The sequence below is a fragment of the Pseudomonas sp. NFACC32-1 genome (assembly GCF_900101215.1).
Classification (GTDB): domain Bacteria; phylum Pseudomonadota; class Gammaproteobacteria; order Pseudomonadales; family Pseudomonadaceae; genus Aquipseudomonas.
In genome coordinates, this window is record NZ_FMUL01000004.1 from 170,763 (window position 1) to 186,737 (window position 15,975).

The following is a 15,975-nucleotide window of genomic DNA, read 5'->3' on the forward strand; positions in this document are numbered from 1 at the left end:
CCATGACTCACGTTTCCCCTGCCCGTAGCTGGGTGGCCTCCGCCAACGGCCATGCCGATTTTCCCCTGCAGAACCTGCCATTGGGAATCTTCAGCACCGGCAATGGCGGCCCGCGCAGCGGCGTCGCCATCGGCGATCATGTCCTGGACCTGCAGGCCGCCCTTGAGGCGGGCCTGTTCGAGGGCGCGGCCCGCGAAGCGGTCGAGGCCATGGGCGAGGGCCAGTTGAATGCCTTCTTCGAACTGGGGCGCGGCGCCCGGGTGGCCTTGCGCGAGCGGCTGCTGGTGCTGTTGGGCGAAGACAGCCCGCAGCGCGACCAGATCCTGGCCCAGCGCGCCAGACTGCTGCCCCTGGCGGCGGATTGCCAGATGCACTTGCCGGCCAGGATCAACGATTACACCGATTTCTATGTCGGCATCGAGCATGCGCAAAATGTCGGCAAGCTGTTCCGCCCCGACAATCCCTTGCTGCCCAACTACAAGTACGTCCCCATCGGCTACCACGGTCGTGCCTCCACCATCCGCCCTTCCGGCACCGATGTGCGACGTCCCAAGGGCCAGACCCTGCCGGCCGGCCAGACCGAGCCGACCTTCGGCCCCTGTGCGCGGCTGGACTACGAACTGGAGCTGGGCATCTGGATCGGCAAGGGCAACGCCTTGGGCGAGCCTATCGCCATCGGTGACGCTGCCGAGCATATCGGCGGTTTCTGTCTGCTCAACGACTGGTCGGCGCGGGATATCCAGGCCTGGGAATACCAGCCATTGGGACCGTTCCTGTCGAAGAGTTTCCTCACCAGCGTGTCACCCTGGGTCGTGACGGCCGAAGCCCTCGAGCCGTTCCGCCGGCCACAACCGGCGCGCCCGGAAGGCGATCCGCAACCGTTGCCGTATCTGCTGGACAAGCGCGATCAGGCCGGTGGCGCCTTCGATATCGAACTGGAAGTGCTGCTGCTGACCGAAACCATGCGCGAGCAGAACCTGCCGGCCCATCGCCTGACCCTGAGCAACACCCGGTACATGTACTGGACCGTGGCGCAGATGATTGCCCACCACAGCGTCAACGGCTGCCAGTTGCAGGCCGGCGACCTGTTCGGATCGGGCACCTTGTCGGGTCCTGAAAACGGACAGTTCGGCAGCCTCCTGGAGATCACCGAGGGTGGCAAGAAGCCGGTCGAACTGGCTAGCGGCGAAGTGCGCAAATTCCTTGAGGACGGCGACGAGATCATCTTGCGGGCCCGTTGCAGCCGTGAGGGCGTCGCGTCCATCGGTTTCGGCGAGTGCCGTGGCAAGATCCTGCCGGCGCGTTGAGGAACCAGGGCATGGAACTCTACACCTACTACCGCTCCACCTCGTCGTACCGGGTGCGTATTGCCCTGGCGCTCAAGGGCCTGGATTACCAGGCCCTGCCGGTCAATCTGATCGCCCCACCGGGCGGTGAGCATCGCCAGCCGGCCTATCTTTCGATCAACCCGCAGGGGCGCGTACCGGCGCTGCGCACCGACGAGGGCGCGCTGCTGGTGCAGTCGCCTGCCATCATCGAGTACCTGGAGGAACGTTATCCACAGGTGCCACTGCTCAATCCGGACCTGACGGTTCGTGCCCATGAACGGGGCGTCGCGGCACTGATCGGTTGCGACATCCATCCATTGCACAACGTCAGCGTGCTTAACAAGCTGCGGCAGTGGGAACACGATGAAACGCAGGTGACGGAGTGGATCGCTCACTGGATCGGCCAAGGGCTGGCGGCGGTGGAGCAGTTGATCGGCGATGAGGGCTATTGTTTCGGCCCGTTACCGGGGCTGGCGGACGTTTACCTGATACCGCAGCTGTATGCGGCCGAGCGGTTCAACGTGACCCTGGACGCGTACCCACGGATCCGCCGCGTTGCCGCGTTGGCGGCTGCCCATCCGGCCTTCCGGCAGGCGCATCCGGCGAACCAGCCGGATACACCCTGAAGGCTTCCTGTTCTGAAAACCAGGTGATTGCTGTGGCGAGGAGCAAGCTCTCTCGCCACAGGGCCATCATCCCTGCCGAATGCCGTCCACCGGTTCAATGCACAATCGAATTCGGCGGTAAATGCCCCAGCCGTTCGGTCAACCGGATCCGTTGGATCGGATCGTCGCTGAGCATCAACGCGTGTTCCAGGTCGAAGCGTTCGGCGTTGGGGCAATCGAGCCGCTGGTACAGGCTGGCGCGGGCCAGGTAGTCGGCGGCGCTGGCATTCCCCATTTCCAGTACCCGTTCGGCGTCGATCAAGGCATCGATGTATTCGTCGTTCGTCAGATGCAATTGCCGAAGGTTGCGCGACAGACGCTGGAGCATCTGCATCGGTTCGGCGGTGACCAGGTGCTCGGCCTTGAGCGGCATGTTTGCACCGTATTGGCGTTGCAGCAGTTCCCGACAGTCATTGGGGTAGAGCCGGCGGCCGCCGCAGGGGTCGAGCAAATGGTCGGCGCCGGGCACGCGCAACAGGAAATGGCCAGGGAAGTTGACGCCGACCATCGGAATTTCCAGGCCTCGCGCCAACTCCAGGGCAATCAAGGCCAGGGCCAGGGGTTGCCCGCGCTTGCGCGCCAATACCTTGTCGAGCAACGCGGCGCGCGGGCGCAGCGGGGTGAAGTCATCCTGGGCAAAACCCAGGTCGTTGAGGCAGCGCAGCAGGGGCTGGCCCAGCTCCGCGACAGGGAGCATCGGCAGGTTCTGGCTGACACGCCGTTGCAGGTCCTTGAAATCACTGAGCAGGGCCGGCACGTCCACGTCACGGTCATGTTCGGCGGCAATCCACAACGCCGCTTCGAACAGGGCCGGTGGCGAGCGGTGCAGGCATTCAAAAAAAGCTTGGCGCGGTTTCATCACAGTCTCCGGGCTTTGCCTCGTTTTAGCCCCGCCATGGGGTTTCGTCCAGTCTCGGACAGTCGTCGTAATGGTTATGTCCGAAAAGACTGACTACGGCTGCGGCTTATTCCGGCGTGCTCCAGCAATTTTCGACTACACGCCTATACTGGCGAAACAAACAAAAGTGATTCGGGAGCCTTTCGATGTTTGCTCTCATGCAAAGCTCCCGCCTTGAATCGCTGCACTTGAGCGTAGACCCGACGACCGGGTTGAAGGCGGTCATTGCCATCCACTGCAGCCGTCCTGGGCCGGCCCTGGGAGGGTGTCGTTATCTGTCCTACCCCGACGACGAAAGTGCCGTGGTCGACGCGGTACGCCTGGCCCAGGGCATGAGCTACAAGGCTGCCCTGGCCGGACTTCCGGTGGGCGGCGGGGTGGCGGTGATCATGCGCCCGGCCCATGTCGAAAGCCGGGCCGCATTGTTCGAAGCCTTCGGCCGCTGCATCGAGCAACTGGATGGTCGCTACATCACCGCCATCGACAGCGGCACGTCGGTGGCCGACATGGATTGCATCGCCCAGCAGACTCGCCATGTCACCAGCACCACGGCCTCGGGAGACCCCGCGCCCCATGCGGCGATGGGGGTGTTCGCCGGCATCCGCGCCACGGCCATGGCGCGCCTGGGCAGCGATAACCTGGAAAGCCTGCGGGTGGCCATCCAGGGCCTGGGCAACGTGGGATATGCCCTGGCCGAACAACTGCACGCGGCGGGCGCCGAACTGCTGGTCAGCGACATCGACCCCGGCAAGGTGCAACTGGCAATGGAGCAACTGGATGCCCATCCTATCGCCAACGACGCGCTGCTCAGTACCCCTTGCGACATTCTCGCGCCCTGTGGCCTGGGCGGTGTGCTCAACAGCCACAGCGTGGCGCAACTGCGCTGCTCGGCCGTCGCCGGCTCGGCCCACAACCAGTTGAGCAACCTGCAAGTGGCCGATCAGTTGGAAAGGCGCGGGATTCTTTATGCGCCGGACTATGTGATCAACTCCGGCGGCCTGATCTACGTCGCCCTGAAACACCACGGTGAAGAGTTGCCGACCATTACGGCTCACCTGTCGAAGATCGGCGCCCGGCTTACCGAGATCTTCGCCCACGCCCAGGCCGAAAAGCGCTCGCCGGCGCGGGTGGCGGACGAACTGGCGGAGCGCTTGCTGTACAAGTGAACCGATAAAAAAGATCGCAGCCTTCCGGCCGCACCTGCATGCATTCAATGCCATGCGGTGCGGCCGGAAGGCTGCGATCTTTTTTGTTCATTCGGCGGAAGGATTGAGCAGTTCGGACAGCGCGTCCGGCTGGCTCTTGAATGCCCTTGCAAATACTTCGCGATTCTTCGCCATGTAGATGCCGGCTTCCTCTACCTGTTGCTCGCTCAGCGATGGAACGGCTTTTTGCAACACTTCGGCCAGCAATTCGGCGAGCTCCAGCATTTTGTCATGACGGTCAGCTTCGGCTTTATCCATGAACAAGCGCTCCAGATCTCGGCTGCTGCGGTATACCACTTCGACGGCCATTCACCACCTCACATGCCTTCACATTGGTTAGTCTTTCTGACTACTGTATTTATATACAGCCAAGAGGATAAGCGAAAACCCTTTCCCTTGGATAGTGGCTTTTTAATGTAGACCGGTTTCGGTATTTGTCCTGGCGGGCTGAGCCTGGTGGCAGAGATCCCGTCTTCGCCAGCCGCGCAAAAGTGTCGAAGCACGGCCCATTGCCATCTCACCCACAGTCGCTGGCCTTTTTTCTGCATGCAGAACAACCGTCACGTCCAATCCGCATCATCCGGTCGAAACGACCTAAGGAAACCACACCGTGAAAATCAACTGGGCCGAGAACCTGCGGCAGAACGTGCATCAACTGGCCGAATCCCTGGGCAACCTGTTCGTCGAGACGTTTCATTACCTGGCGTTGTTCGCCATCGGAGCGGTGACCGCTTGGGCGGCGGTGATGGAATTTTTGCAGATGATCGAAGAGGGGCACATCAAGATCGATGACATCCTGCTGCTGTTCATCTACCTGGAATTGGGGGCGATGGTGGGGATCTATTTCAAGACCAACCACATGCCGGTACGGTTTCTGATCTACGTGGCCATTACCGCGCTGACCCGCCTGCTGATTTCCAACGTTTCCCATCACAGCCCGCCGGACCTCGGGATCATCTACCTGTGTGGCGGCATCCTGCTGCTGGCGTTCTCTATCCTGGTGGTGCGCTACGCTTCCTCGCAATTTCCTTCGGTGAAGATCGAACACCCGCACCGTAAGGTCGGTGCGGGTTCCAGCGAGCATGCCGAAGTGGAGAAAGGCGAGATCTAGGGGCTCAACGAGAAGTCGCCGCGGGCCCCTCGCGCCGTCTCAGAGGCTGGCGGCAGGGGCGCCCAGGCTTTGTGCCTGCCGCGGTGGCAGCTTGACGTTGTCACCGCCGGTCATGGCTTCGAGGATCGCCACGGCACTGTGGCCCTGCTCGATGGCGATGCCGAACTGGATGCTTTGCACCAGGCGTTTCAGGCGTTCCGGATCGTTGCGTTGCTGGGCGCTGATCATGCGCTTGGCGACGATCCGACCGGCCTTGGATAAGGTCAGCATGATGCTGCCGTCCAGTCCCTGGATGCTCAGATTGATTTGATAGTGCGGCGCAAAAGCGTCGGTAATGATCTGAAAAGGGTTGTCCATGATGCGTCACCGCCTGATTGAACGTGCAGTTGTTGACCGGCCGTGATCAGGATTAGTTCGCAATACCGGACCATCGGCCATTCCATGTTCGTATTTCATCCTCTGTTGCAAGGCGTCGGCAGGTGGCCATTTGACAGTCATTCCCCTGCGGTGCCTGGTTGAGAGGTAGCAAGGGACATGCCGGAAAAACCTTCGGACAATGGTTCCAGGCGTATCGATCCACAGCGCTCTGGAACGGCGCTGCAACGGCTGCCCGTTTCGGGGCGCAATGGTCGTTGAAGGTGCAGGAAGGAGAGGGTTTGCCAGAGGAGGCGAGGCAGGGCAATTCCCGACCTTAACAGCGCTTTTGCGTGTTGTCCGCCTTTATTTGCAAATGAATATTTATCTTTCTCCAGGGGTTGAATTGTTCCTCCCACAGCCCGACTCTGTATTCAAGGGGCCGTTACGCCAACGTCGACAGGCCCCTGGCGAGCTAGCCGAAATAAGGGATGAACTATGCAAATCCAAGTCAACAGCGATAACCATATTCAAAGCAGCATCCGACTGGAGGAGTGGGTACGTACAACCATTGAAAGCACGCTCGAACGTTACGAAGAAGACCTGACTCGGGTCGAGGTCCACCTGGGGGATGAGAACGGCGACAAGCCTGGTCCCCATGACATGCGCTGCCAGATCGAAGCTCGGCCAAAGGGCCATCAGCCGATCTCCGTGACGCACAAGGCCGGTTCGCTGGATGCGGCGATCGAAGGCGCGGCCACCAAGCTTGAAAATGCCCTGGAACATCTGTTCGGCAAGCTGCGCGGCAAGCGCGCCGCGGCAGTCAAGACCGAGTCCGTGGCACTGGCCGACGCGATGCTGGAGGAAGAATTCCTGGAAAACGAGCGGGCTGCCATGAACGGCTGAGCCTGATTCAAACCCACTGACCTGCTAAACGGGCCTGCAATTGCAGGCCCGTTTCGTTTTCTGTGGTGTCATGGACAGGACGCGGGTTGCGTGCCGATCAGAATGCCACGGAGGTCTGCACATACAACGTGCGCGGTTCCCCTACGTACTTGCCCCGGTTGTTGTCGTCGAAGGAGCGGGTGAAGTACTGGGTATTGAAAATATTCTTCACCCCCACGGCGACATTCAGGTCCGACAACTGCGGGCCGAAGTCGTAGGCGGCACGGCTGCTCAAGAGCATGTAGCCGGGAATATTGCCGGTGCTGCCATCAGCGCTTTCGGCGCGGGTGTTGGCGTTGTCGGCGAACTGCGCACTCTGGTAGGTACTGTCCAGGTTGAGCTTCCATGGGCCTTCGGTGTAACCGATCCCCAGGGTGCCCTTGTGTTTCGAGGAAAACGGCACGCGGTTGCCCTTGTTCGGCCCGTCTTCGCGGATCGTGGCGTCGACGAAGGCGTAGGTGGCGTAGACATCGAAACCGGCCAGCACCGGGCTCAGGCCATCGAGGGCATAGTTGATGCTGGTTTCCAGACCCTGGTGACGGGTTTCGCCGCGGGCGATCACCGAGTCGTTGGTCTGGTTGCTTTCATACTGGTTATCGAAGTTGATCAGGAATGCGCCGATCTCTGCCTTCAGATTGCCATTGTCATAGCGTGTGCCGATCTCCCAGGTGCGGGCTTTCTCCGGCTTCACTTCGCCGCTGCTGACGCGGTTGGGCATCTGGCTGTACTGCACGCTGCCGAAGGAGCCTTCGGTGTTGGCGTACAGGTTCCAATCGTCGGTCAGGTGATAGAGCACGTTCAGCGCCGGGAGGGCGGTGTTGTAGTCGCCTTTGTACTTCACGTTCGTCAGGTTGTTGGTTTGCTGCGATTCGATCATCTCGTAGCGAATACCCGGCGTGATGGTCCACTTGCCGATGTCGATCCGGTCATCGATGAAAAACGCGTTGGCTTGCGTGCCGCCACGGGTGTCTCGGTCGTTTCGGCTGTCGGTCGTCGGCAACTCGTTGCTGGCGATAGGGGTGCGATAGCGCAACTCGTGGCCGGCTTCATTGATGTAACGGTAGCCGACCCCGACTTCGTGGCGGGTCGGGCCGAGGTCGAAGCCCTGGGCGAAGCGGGTTTCCAGGCCGCGCACCCAATATTCGCGAGGCGACAGGGAGAGGAACGAGCCTTGATCCAGGTAACCGCTGCGCAAGGTCTTGGTGAAGAATGTACTGGCGGTGAATTCCCGGCGGTCTTGCTGGTAGCGATAGCCGAAGTTGACCAATGTGCGGCGGCCCCAGAACCGGTCGTTCGGCCGAGTGGACTGGTACGGATCGGCATCGTAGTCGGCGACATTCAGACCGCCGGGCATATTGGCTTCACCCTCGTAGTACTGGGCCATGGCGTTGAAACTGTTGGCTTCGTCCAGCTGGTAGTTGCCTTTGAGGATCAGGTCGTCGATCTGCGTGTCGCTGTGTTCGCGCCAGTCGCCACCACGGGTTCCGGAATACAGCAGCGCACCGCCCAGGCCATTGGCGGCGGTGCCGCCGGCCAACAGGTTGGAAGATGTCTTGAAGCCGTCGTGGCTGGAGGACGGGCTCGTCTCGGTCTGCAAGCCACCCTTGACCGTCGGTGCATCGGGAATGGCCCGAGTCACGAAGTTGACCACGCCGCCGACGTTCTGTGGGCCATAGCGCACCGCACCGCCACCGCGCACCACATCCACGGCGTCCATGTTTCCCATGCTGACCGGGGCGAACGACAGTTGCGGCTGGCCGTACGGGGCGAAGGGCACCGGGATACCGTCCATCAGCACCGTGGAACGTGAGGCCAGGCGTGGATTGAGGCCCCGGATGCCGAAGTTCAGCGCCATATCGTGGCTGCCAGTGCCGTTGTTCTCGGGGGCGTTGACCCCGGGAATACGATTGAGCACATCGCGGGCCTGGGTCGCGCCCTGCCGCTCGAAGGTTTCGCGACGGATGACGTCACGGGCGCCGGGATGCTCGAACACGTTGGCCTGCGCGGCATCGCCGAGCCAGTCGCCCACCACGGTGGTGGTCCCCAGGTCCAGCACCGCGTCGCTGACCGGTTGCAGGCTGAAGGCGTTGTCGCCTTCGGGACGGGCTTGCAGGCCCGTACCTTCAAGCAACGCATCCAGGGCCTGTTCGGGGTTGTAGCTGCCTTCCAGGCCGCGGCTTTTCAACCCGCTGGTCACTTGCGAGCCGAAGGAAATCAAGACCCCCGCTTCCCGACCGAACTGATTGAGGGCCTCTTCCAGCGAGGACGGCGCGATGTGGTAGGCCTTGGGTTCGGCTGCCTGCGCCGGCGGTAACGCAACGAGGCCCAGGCTTGCTCCCAGCAGCAGTCGGCGCAGGATGCGAGTGATCGGGGTGAGACGGGTAGGCAATGGCTGCATGAAGGAGGGTCCTGAGAAGGTTGCGTCAAAGTGGCTTTACTTCTCTGTCACCCGAGGTGTCGAAAACGGCTCACCGGAACATTATTTTTTTAAACAGGGCGCGATCGGGTTTGTTCGATGGGCGATGCCCGGCCCTCGTCATGCTCATGTTTCAGCTGCGAGCTTCGACGCTGACCCAGTAGCGGGTAAACCGTCGCACGGTCACCGGCAGGCTGACTTCCAGCAGATCGAGAATGCGTTCGCTATTGTCCAGTGGGTAGCTTCCGGAAATCAGCAGGTTGGCGACCGCGTCGTCACAGTGCAACTGGCCGCGCCGGTAGCGGCTGAGTTCGTCGAGGAAATCCGCCAGGCGCATGTGGGACGCCACCAGCATGCCCTCGGTCCAGGCACCACTGTTGGCGTCCAGTGCCGTGACCGGGCCGGGGCCGTTGACGCCCAGGCCCACTTGCCGCGAGGCCGTCAACAAGAGTGAGGCGCCATGCCGGTCATGGACTTGCATTTGCCCTTCGAACACCGCCACCTGGGTGTGGTCGGCAAACTCACGGACGTTGAACCGCGCGCCATGACTGTCCAGCAGGCCATGGGCGGTCACGATGTGCAGCGGACGAGGGTCCCGGGCGCTGGCCAACTGCAGTTCCCCTTCCAGAAGGCGGATCACGCGGCGTTGGGCGTCGAAGCGAACGTCCACGGCGCTGCCAGTGTTGAGCTGCAACTGGCTGCCGTCATCCAGGGTCAGGCGACGACGCTCGCCCACCGGGCTGCGATAGTCTGCCAGCAGCGGGGGCAGCACCTGGCGTTCGCGCAGGCCCCAGGCCAGGGCCGAACCGGCGCCCAGTATCGATAGCAGCTTGAGCGCCTGGCGCCGGGTGCTGCGCTTGGGGGCATTGAGGGCGGCGTGGGCCAAGGGGGACGACACGCTGCGCAGTCGTTGGTTGACGCGTTGTATGTGCTCCCAGGCGCGGCGATGTTCGCTGTGGGCGTCGAGCCATTGTTCCCAGGCCTGTTGCTGACGTGGGGTGAGTGGCCCCTGCTGCATTTCCAGTAACCAGTGGACCGCCTGCTCGGCGACGCGTGTGCTCACGTTGGGGGGCGTGTTCATGGGGTCACAGCGCGAAATAGCAGCGCATCGCTGCCTTGTTCAAATGGCGTTTGACCGTTGCCAGGGAGATGCCCAGTTCGCGGGCGATTTCGTTGTAGGTCAGTCCATCGACCTGGGCCAGCAAAAAGGCACGCTTGACCGCACGCGGCAGGCCGTCGAGCAACTGATCGAGTTCCAGCAGGGTTTGCAGAATGATCGCCCGATCCTCCTCCGACGGCGCCACCTGCTCGGGCAATTGAGCCACGGCCTCGAGGTAGGCGCGCTCCAGGTCCTGGCGGCGGTAATGGTTGAACAGCACGCGTTTGGCGATGGTGGTGAGAAAGGCCCGCGGTTCGAGGATCGGCTGTGGATCGCGAGCGGTCAGTACCCGAATGAACGTATCCTGTGCCAGGTCGGCGGCGCTGTCGGGGCAGCCGAGCCTGCGTCGCAGCCAGCCGTTGAGCCAGTTGTGATGGGCGGTATAAAGCACTTCGACGGTGGGGGCGGGCGGCAACGGGGACACTCCGACAGCGATCGACTACGTTAGAGAACAAGAATTGTTCGCATTGTAGTGGCGCGACGGGGGCTACGGCAATCGGGATGAGTATCGGGTTCTTTCGTTGAACCGGGTCACGTGGGCGTTTGGCGCAGGAAGGCCTGTCGATACTCTCCAGGCGTGGCGGCCAGGGCCTGGCGGAAACGGTGGGTGAAATGACTGGCGCTGGCGAACCCACAGGCCAGGGCGACATCGCCCAAGGGGTGTGAGGTGGTGCGTAGCAGGTGACGCGCCCGGGCAAGACGCCGCGCAAGCACGTATTGATGGGGGGGCAGCCCGAAGCTCTCGCGAAACATCCGGGCAAAGTGGTATTCGGACAGCGTACACAATGCCGCCAGTTGCCCGAGGCTGATGCCATCGGCCAGGTGGCTGTCGATGTAGTCCACCAGCAAGCGTCGCTGGTGAGCGGCCAGCCCGCCCTTGAGGCGTAGCCCCTGGCGCGGGCTGACTTGGCTCAGCAGCAAATGACCGAGCAGGTCATGGGCCAGGCTGGTGCAAAGCAGGCGTTCGGCAGGTTCGTTCCAGTCCAGGCCGATCAACTGGCGAAAACGCTGGGCTTGTTGCGGGTCGTCGAGAAAGGTCGCTTCGTGCAGTTGGAGTTGCCGGGGTTCGCGGTCCAGCAACGTGACACAACCGAGGGCGAATTGCTCGGGGCTGAAATACAGGTGGGCGAGGCGGATGTCGCCGTTGATGACCCAGGCCGATTCATGGCCGGCCGGCAGGACGCAGAGCTTGTCGGGAGCCCCGGTGGTGTCGGGGCGTTCGCGGCGAAAGGTACCGGTACCGCCGGCGATGTAGCACGACAGTGTGTGGTGGGTCGGTGCCTCGTAGTCCCGCGCGTCGTGATGATTGCTCCACAAGGCGGCCGCCATGCCATCCCCCAGCTCGGCGCTGTATTCCAGGCGAGCGTTGGGCGAGCTGTTGAGGGCTTGAAAGACTTGCAGGGTTTGCAGTGTGGACATGTTCGTTCTCTCCAGCCTGCATCCTACTCCGTAGGCCGCTCCCTGCCAGCCCGCCCACCGACAAAACCGCAAGTTTACGCAACTGGCCGTCGGCCCATGGCGTGACACTGGTGGCCAATGTCAGGAGCCGCCGTCATGAACCTCTCGCTGTACTTGCTCACCGTACTGATCTGGGGCACCACCTGGATCGCGTTGAAACTGCAACTGGGCGTCGTCGCCATTGCGGTGTCGATTGTCTATCGCTTCGGCCTCGCGGCCTTGATCCTGTTCGCAATGCTCTTGCTCAGCCGGCGCCTGCAGGTCATGAATCGCCGTGGCCATCTGATTTGCCTGGCCCAGGGCCTGTGTCTGTTCTGCATCAACTTCATGTGCTTCCTCACCGCCACCCAGTGGATTCCCAGCGGCCTGGTGGCCGTGGTGTTCTCCACCGCCACGCTGTGGAATGCCTTGAACGCACGCGTGTTCTTCGGCCAGCGTATCGCGCGTAACGTGCTGTTGGGCGGTGCCCTCGGGCTGGCGGGGTTGGGGCTGCTGTTCTGGCCGGAACTGGCCGGCCACCAGGCCAGCCCACAGACGTTGCTCGGGTTGGCGCTGGCGCTGCTGGGGACCTTGTGTTTCTCGGCCGGCAACATGCTGTCGAGCCTGCAACAGAAAGCCGGGCTCAAGCCGCTGACGACCAATGCCTGGGGGATGGCCTATGGCGCGGCGATGCTGGCTGTGTGGTGCCTGTTCAACGACATCCCCTTCGAGGTGGAATGGAATACTCGTTATATCGGCTCGTTGATGTACCTGGTGATCCCGGGATCGGTGATCGGCTTCACCGCGTACCTGACGCTGGTGGGGCGCATGGGGCCGGAGCGGGCAGCGTATTGCACGGTCCTGTTTCCGGTGGTGGCGCTGAATGTCTCGGCGTTCGCCGAGGGCTACCAATGGACGGCACCGGCGTTGGTCGGGCTGGTGCTGGTGATGCTGGGGAACGTGCTGGTGTTCCGCAAACCGCGGCCGGTGGCCGCGAAAGTCGCGCTGGGTGCGCGCTGAGGCGCAGTGGCTGGCGAATATCCCGTGGCGAGGGCGCAAACTCCCTCGCCACAGGGCTCATGATACCCGGCGAGTCTTATTTCCAGACTTGCGGGTTGACCAGGTTCTTGGGCCGTTCGCCCATCAAGGCGCTTCGCAGGTTCTCCACCGCAAGGTTGGCCATGGCTTCACGGGTTTCATGGGTGGCGGAACCGATGTGGGGCAAGGTCACGGCGTTTTTCAGCTGGAACAGCGGCGACTCGGCCAGGGGCTCTTTTTCGTAGACATCCAGCCCGGCGCCGCGGATGCGGTTGTTCTGCAAGGCTTCGATCAGCGCCGGTTCATCCACCACGGGGCCGCGGGAGATGTTGACGAGGATGGCGCTCGGCTTCATCAGCGACAGTTCGCGCTGGCCGATCAGATGACGGGTCTTCTCGCTCAAGGGCACCACGAGGCAGACGAAGTCCGCTTCGGCCAGCAACTGATCGAGTTCGCGAAATTGCGCGCCCAACTGGTTTTCCAGTTCGGTCTTGCGGCTGTTGCCGCTGTAGAGGATCGGCATGTTGAAGCCCAGGCGGCCACGCCGGGCGATGGCCGCGCCGATGTTGCCCATGCCGACGATGCCCAGCGTCTTGCCGTGCACATCGCTGCCGAACAGTTGCGGGCCGACGGTGGCCTGCCATTGACCGGCCTTGGTCCAGGCGTCCAGTTCGGCGACGCGCCGGGCGCTGCTCATCAGCAGGGCGAACGCCAGGTCGGCGGTGCTTTCGGTGAGCACGTCGGGCGTGTTGGTAAGCATGATCCCGCGCTCATTGAAGTAGGCCAGGTCGTAGTTGTCGTAGCCCACCGACACACTGGACACCACTTGCAGGTTCGCGGCGTCTTGCAGTTGTTCGCGGCCAAGCTTGCGTCCCACGCCGATCAGTCCGTGCGCCTGGGGCAGGGCTTCGTTGAACTGGGCATTGATGTCGCCGTTCGACGGGTTGGGCACGATCACGTCGAAATCCTGTCGCAGGCGCTCGACCATCTGGGGCGTGATACGGCTGAAGGCAAGTACGGTTTTTTTCATCGTGCAAGGCTCGTCTGGCAGAGAATACCAAGCACGCTAACATTCTTGCCGAGGGTTAGGCGAGAGGGGAAGTGATCGCAAGCCATGAAGACACCGTGTGAGAGCGGACCAGGCCGCTCCCACGGGAGGGTTCGTCACGATCTGCCGCTATGCCGCCCGCAGCGAAATAAAGGCGTAGTTGGCCGGCGTTTCCGTGGCGACGCATGCACCGCTGGCCTGGACCTGGTCGGCCACATCGGCACCGGACAGGTGAAGCTGCCACTCGTTGGCCTGTTGCTCCAGGGGCTGGGAGCGCACCTGGTCGATCGCCGAGGCGAACGCCGCCATGTCCGGCAGGTAGGCGGTGAACCCGTCGCCCTTGAGCGCGGTGACATGGATGCCCAGGCGAGCGCAGACCCGCTCCTTGATCCGGATCTCGTCGCGATCGGCCTGGCGCGAACGCTCGATCAGCCGTGCCAGTTCCTGGTCCACCAGTTCGCCTCCCAGGATCAACTGCGGTCCGGTTTCCCACGATTGCGGCGGGCATTCCTTGACGGCGATGTCGAGGGGAATGTGCGGGTTGATTTCCATGGGATAGATGCGGCAAACCAATGGCCGGCGCTCATAGATGCGGCACAGGTTTTCTTCGTCGAGGTTCCTGCAACGGCCAGCGTTGTAGGCGGCGAAGGTGATCGCCACGAACGCTTCGGTGCTGCCGGTGCGAACCACCGCCGAACGCCGTTCGGCATGCTCGCGTTGCCCCGCCGGCAGGCCCAGGCCATTGGGCAGGAAGGCTTCCACCAGGACGATCACCTGGCCGCCGTCATCAGCCCACATTCGGGCCTCGTCGAGTGTCAGGGGGACGTGGTGATCGGTGCAGCATTTGCCACACCCTACGCAGGAAAATGTCGTGTTCATCGATTGCCCGGATGCGAGGCTGAAAGCGGCGACAGAAATACGCCGTGCCAAGCCCTGCATAGCAAATTATGCGCCACTCAGTGCGAGGTCGTGGCTGGACGAATCGAATCCCATTCGGTGACGTAGGCGACCTTGGCTTGCTTGTGGTAGAGGCACAGTTCGGTGCCGTTCGCGCCTTTCATGTGTTTCTGCGGATAGTGGCCTTGCAGCAACAGCGCGGTGTAGCCCACCCGGTCATCGAATTGCGCGGCGCTGCCCACGGGCGCCGCGTCCTTCAGGCCGCTGGCTTTCAGGCAACTGGCAAGCACCTCTTTGTCATGAGCTGCCCAGGCGCTGGGGCTCGAGGCGTGGGCGTGAAAGGCAAGGGAGGTCAGGGCGACCAGGTAAAGAGCGGTTCGTGCGGTACTGTTCATGTTCGACTCCAGAGCGCCAGGGGAGCCTGCACTATAAGCCCACAACGGCGAGCGCGTGACACGGCGACGTGATTCCAGGCGTGACTGGGGGGCCGTCCGGGGGCACGCCACAGGCGGTGCCCATCAGCGGGTAACGACGTCTTTGTCCTCAGCGTCCTTGTTCGGCAACGGCTTTGGCCGCCGTGATCAGGCACTTGGTCAGTTCCGGCGAAGAGAACTTGGTGAGCACGCCGTTGGCACCGGCCAGCCGGGCTTTCTCGCTGTTCATGGCGCTGTCGAGGGAGGTGTGCAGCAGCACGTAGAGATGGGCGAAGTCCGGGGTTTCGCGCAAGGTCCGGGTGAGGGCGTAGCCGTCCATTTCCGACATCTCGATGTCCGAGACGATCAGGTTGATTTCCTGTGCGGTGCCCTGCAGTTCCAACAGGCACTCGATGGCTTCCTTGGCGCTGCGGGCGGTGTGGCATTGCAGGCCCAGGTTACGCAGGGTGTGCACCGATTGTTGCAGGGCGACCTGGCTGTCATCCACCACCAGGATCCGCGCGTTACCCAATACCTCGGCGTCTTCCATGCTCAATTCGGTGGGCGCCGTCTCGATCTGCGCCGGGGCGATGCCATGGATGACTTTTTCGATATCCAGTACTTGCACCAGTGTGCCGTCCACCGACGTCACGCCGGTGATGAACGCCCGCACGCCGCCGGAGCCGTAGGGCGGCGGTTTGATATCGGTGGTCAGGCAATGCACGATCTTGCTCACTGCCTGCACATGCAGGCCCTGCTTGGACCGGCTGACATCGGTGACGATCAGGCAGCCGCCATCGGGATCTTCCAGGGGGCGCTCGCCAATGGCGCGGCTCAGATCAATCACCGACAGCGATGTGCCACGCAGGGTCGCGATGCCTTTTACATGGGGGTGCGACTCCGGCAGTTTGGTCAGTGGCGGGCAGGGGATGATTTCACTGACCTTGAGCAGGTTGATTGCCATCAGCTTGCCGCTGCGCAAGGTAAACAGCAGAAGCGAAAGTGAATCTGCGCGGGCTTTGTTGGAAGACATAAAAACCTTCTGTGTAAAAAGGTGGGGC

The 15,975-nt window shown here is 62.4% G+C and carries 17 protein-coding genes; 6 read left to right on the top strand and 11 right to left on the bottom strand.

Annotation, left to right across the window (positions count from 1 at the left end; genetic code table 11):
- Window positions 1–2: 2 nt before the first annotated feature.
- Together fahA and maiA are read left to right on the top strand one after the other, a co-directional pair.
- The gene (gene fahA, locus BLP99_RS08725) at window positions 3–1,307 is read left to right on the top strand and encodes a fumarylacetoacetase (protein WP_092180166.1); all 1,305 of its coding nucleotides are present in this window, start codon (window positions 3–5) and stop codon (window positions 1,305–1,307) included.
- A gap of 11 nt (window positions 1,308–1,318) precedes the next feature.
- Complete coding sequence (maiA, locus tag BLP99_RS08730) at window positions 1,319–1,954, top strand: maleylacetoacetate isomerase (protein ID WP_072388286.1); 636 nt, start codon at window positions 1,319–1,321, stop codon at window positions 1,952–1,954.
- Between the two features lie 94 nt (window positions 1,955–2,048).
- Here the strand turns inward: maiA and BLP99_RS08735 are convergent, their stop codons facing one another.
- The gene (locus tag BLP99_RS08735; protein ID WP_072388285.1) at window positions 2,049–2,852 is read right to left on the bottom strand and encodes a SirB1 family protein; all 804 of its coding nucleotides are present in this window, start codon (window positions 2,850–2,852) and stop codon (window positions 2,049–2,051) included.
- Between the two features lie 185 nt (window positions 2,853–3,037).
- Here BLP99_RS08735 and BLP99_RS08740 point away from each other — a divergent pair, with 185 nt between their 5' ends.
- Entirely contained in the window at window positions 3,038–4,057 is a 1,020-nt protein-coding gene (locus BLP99_RS08740) for a Glu/Leu/Phe/Val dehydrogenase family protein (protein ID WP_092180168.1), read from the top strand.
- Window positions 4,058–4,144: 87 nt separating this feature from the next.
- On the opposite strand, the gene BLP99_RS08745 is transcribed toward BLP99_RS08740, so the two are convergent.
- Window positions 4,145–4,405: a YebG family protein gene (locus BLP99_RS08745; RefSeq protein ID WP_072388283.1), complete on the bottom strand. Its 261-nt coding sequence runs from the start codon at window positions 4,403–4,405 to the stop codon at window positions 4,145–4,147.
- A gap of 301 nt (window positions 4,406–4,706) precedes the next feature.
- Between BLP99_RS08745 and BLP99_RS08750 the strand changes: the two genes are divergently transcribed.
- Window positions 4,707–5,207, top strand: a complete 501-nt coding sequence (locus tag BLP99_RS08750) for a phosphate-starvation-inducible protein PsiE (RefSeq protein ID WP_072388282.1) — start codon at window positions 4,707–4,709, stop codon at window positions 5,205–5,207.
- Window positions 5,208–5,246: 39 nt separating this feature from the next.
- Here BLP99_RS08750 and BLP99_RS08755 read toward each other — a convergent pair whose 3' ends face one another.
- Window positions 5,247–5,564 (bottom strand): DUF3509 domain-containing protein, encoded by a 318-nt coding sequence (locus tag BLP99_RS08755; protein ID WP_072388280.1) that lies wholly within the window; start codon window positions 5,562–5,564, stop codon window positions 5,247–5,249.
- Between the two features lie 495 nt (window positions 5,565–6,059).
- On the opposite strand from BLP99_RS08755, the gene BLP99_RS08760 reads away from it, so the two are divergent.
- Window positions 6,060–6,467, top strand: a complete 408-nt coding sequence (locus BLP99_RS08760) for an HPF/RaiA family ribosome-associated protein (protein WP_092180170.1) — start codon at window positions 6,060–6,062, stop codon at window positions 6,465–6,467.
- Window positions 6,468–6,564: 97 nt separating this feature from the next.
- Here BLP99_RS08760 and fecA read toward each other — a convergent pair whose 3' ends face one another.
- The 4 genes from fecA to BLP99_RS08780 all read right to left on the bottom strand — a co-directional run bounded on the left by fecA (window position 6,565) and on the right by BLP99_RS08780 (window position 11,500).
- A complete protein-coding gene (gene fecA / locus BLP99_RS08765) occupies window positions 6,565–8,904 on the bottom strand; it encodes a TonB-dependent Fe(3+) dicitrate receptor FecA (protein ID WP_092180172.1) in 2,340 nt (779 codons plus the stop codon).
- 151 nt (window positions 8,905–9,055) lie between these two features.
- Window positions 9,056–10,003 (bottom strand): FecR domain-containing protein, encoded by a 948-nt coding sequence (locus BLP99_RS08770; protein ID WP_076405530.1) that lies wholly within the window; start codon window positions 10,001–10,003, stop codon window positions 9,056–9,058.
- Between the two features lie 4 nt (window positions 10,004–10,007).
- The gene (locus BLP99_RS08775) at window positions 10,008–10,496 is read right to left on the bottom strand and encodes a sigma-70 family RNA polymerase sigma factor (protein WP_072388272.1); all 489 of its coding nucleotides are present in this window, start codon (window positions 10,494–10,496) and stop codon (window positions 10,008–10,010) included.
- A 116-nt stretch (window positions 10,497–10,612) separates the two neighbouring features.
- Entirely contained in the window at window positions 10,613–11,500 is an 888-nt protein-coding gene (locus BLP99_RS08780) for an AraC family transcriptional regulator (RefSeq protein WP_072388270.1), read from the bottom strand.
- Window positions 11,501–11,635: 135 nt separating this feature from the next.
- Between BLP99_RS08780 and BLP99_RS08785 the strand changes: the two genes are divergently transcribed.
- Window positions 11,636–12,538, top strand: a complete 903-nt coding sequence (locus BLP99_RS08785; RefSeq protein WP_072388268.1) for a DMT family transporter — start codon at window positions 11,636–11,638, stop codon at window positions 12,536–12,538.
- Between the two features lie 76 nt (window positions 12,539–12,614).
- Here the strand turns inward: BLP99_RS08785 and BLP99_RS08790 are convergent, their stop codons facing one another.
- The 4 genes from BLP99_RS08790 to BLP99_RS08805 form a co-directional block, all read right to left on the bottom strand.
- On the bottom strand, window positions 12,615–13,586 hold the full coding sequence (locus BLP99_RS08790; RefSeq protein ID WP_072388266.1) for a 2-hydroxyacid dehydrogenase: 972 nt from the start codon (window positions 13,584–13,586) through the stop codon (window positions 12,615–12,617).
- A 147-nt stretch (window positions 13,587–13,733) separates the two neighbouring features.
- Window positions 13,734–14,483 (bottom strand): YkgJ family cysteine cluster protein, encoded by a 750-nt coding sequence (locus BLP99_RS08795; protein ID WP_072388747.1) that lies wholly within the window; start codon window positions 14,481–14,483, stop codon window positions 13,734–13,736.
- 77 nt (window positions 14,484–14,560) lie between these two features.
- Entirely contained in the window at window positions 14,561–14,896 is a 336-nt protein-coding gene (locus tag BLP99_RS08800) for a hypothetical protein (protein WP_072388264.1), read from the bottom strand.
- 148 nt (window positions 14,897–15,044) lie between these two features.
- A complete protein-coding gene (locus BLP99_RS08805) occupies window positions 15,045–15,947 on the bottom strand; it encodes a chemotaxis protein CheV (protein ID WP_072388262.1) in 903 nt (300 codons plus the stop codon).
- Window positions 15,948–15,975: the final 28 nt, after the last annotated feature.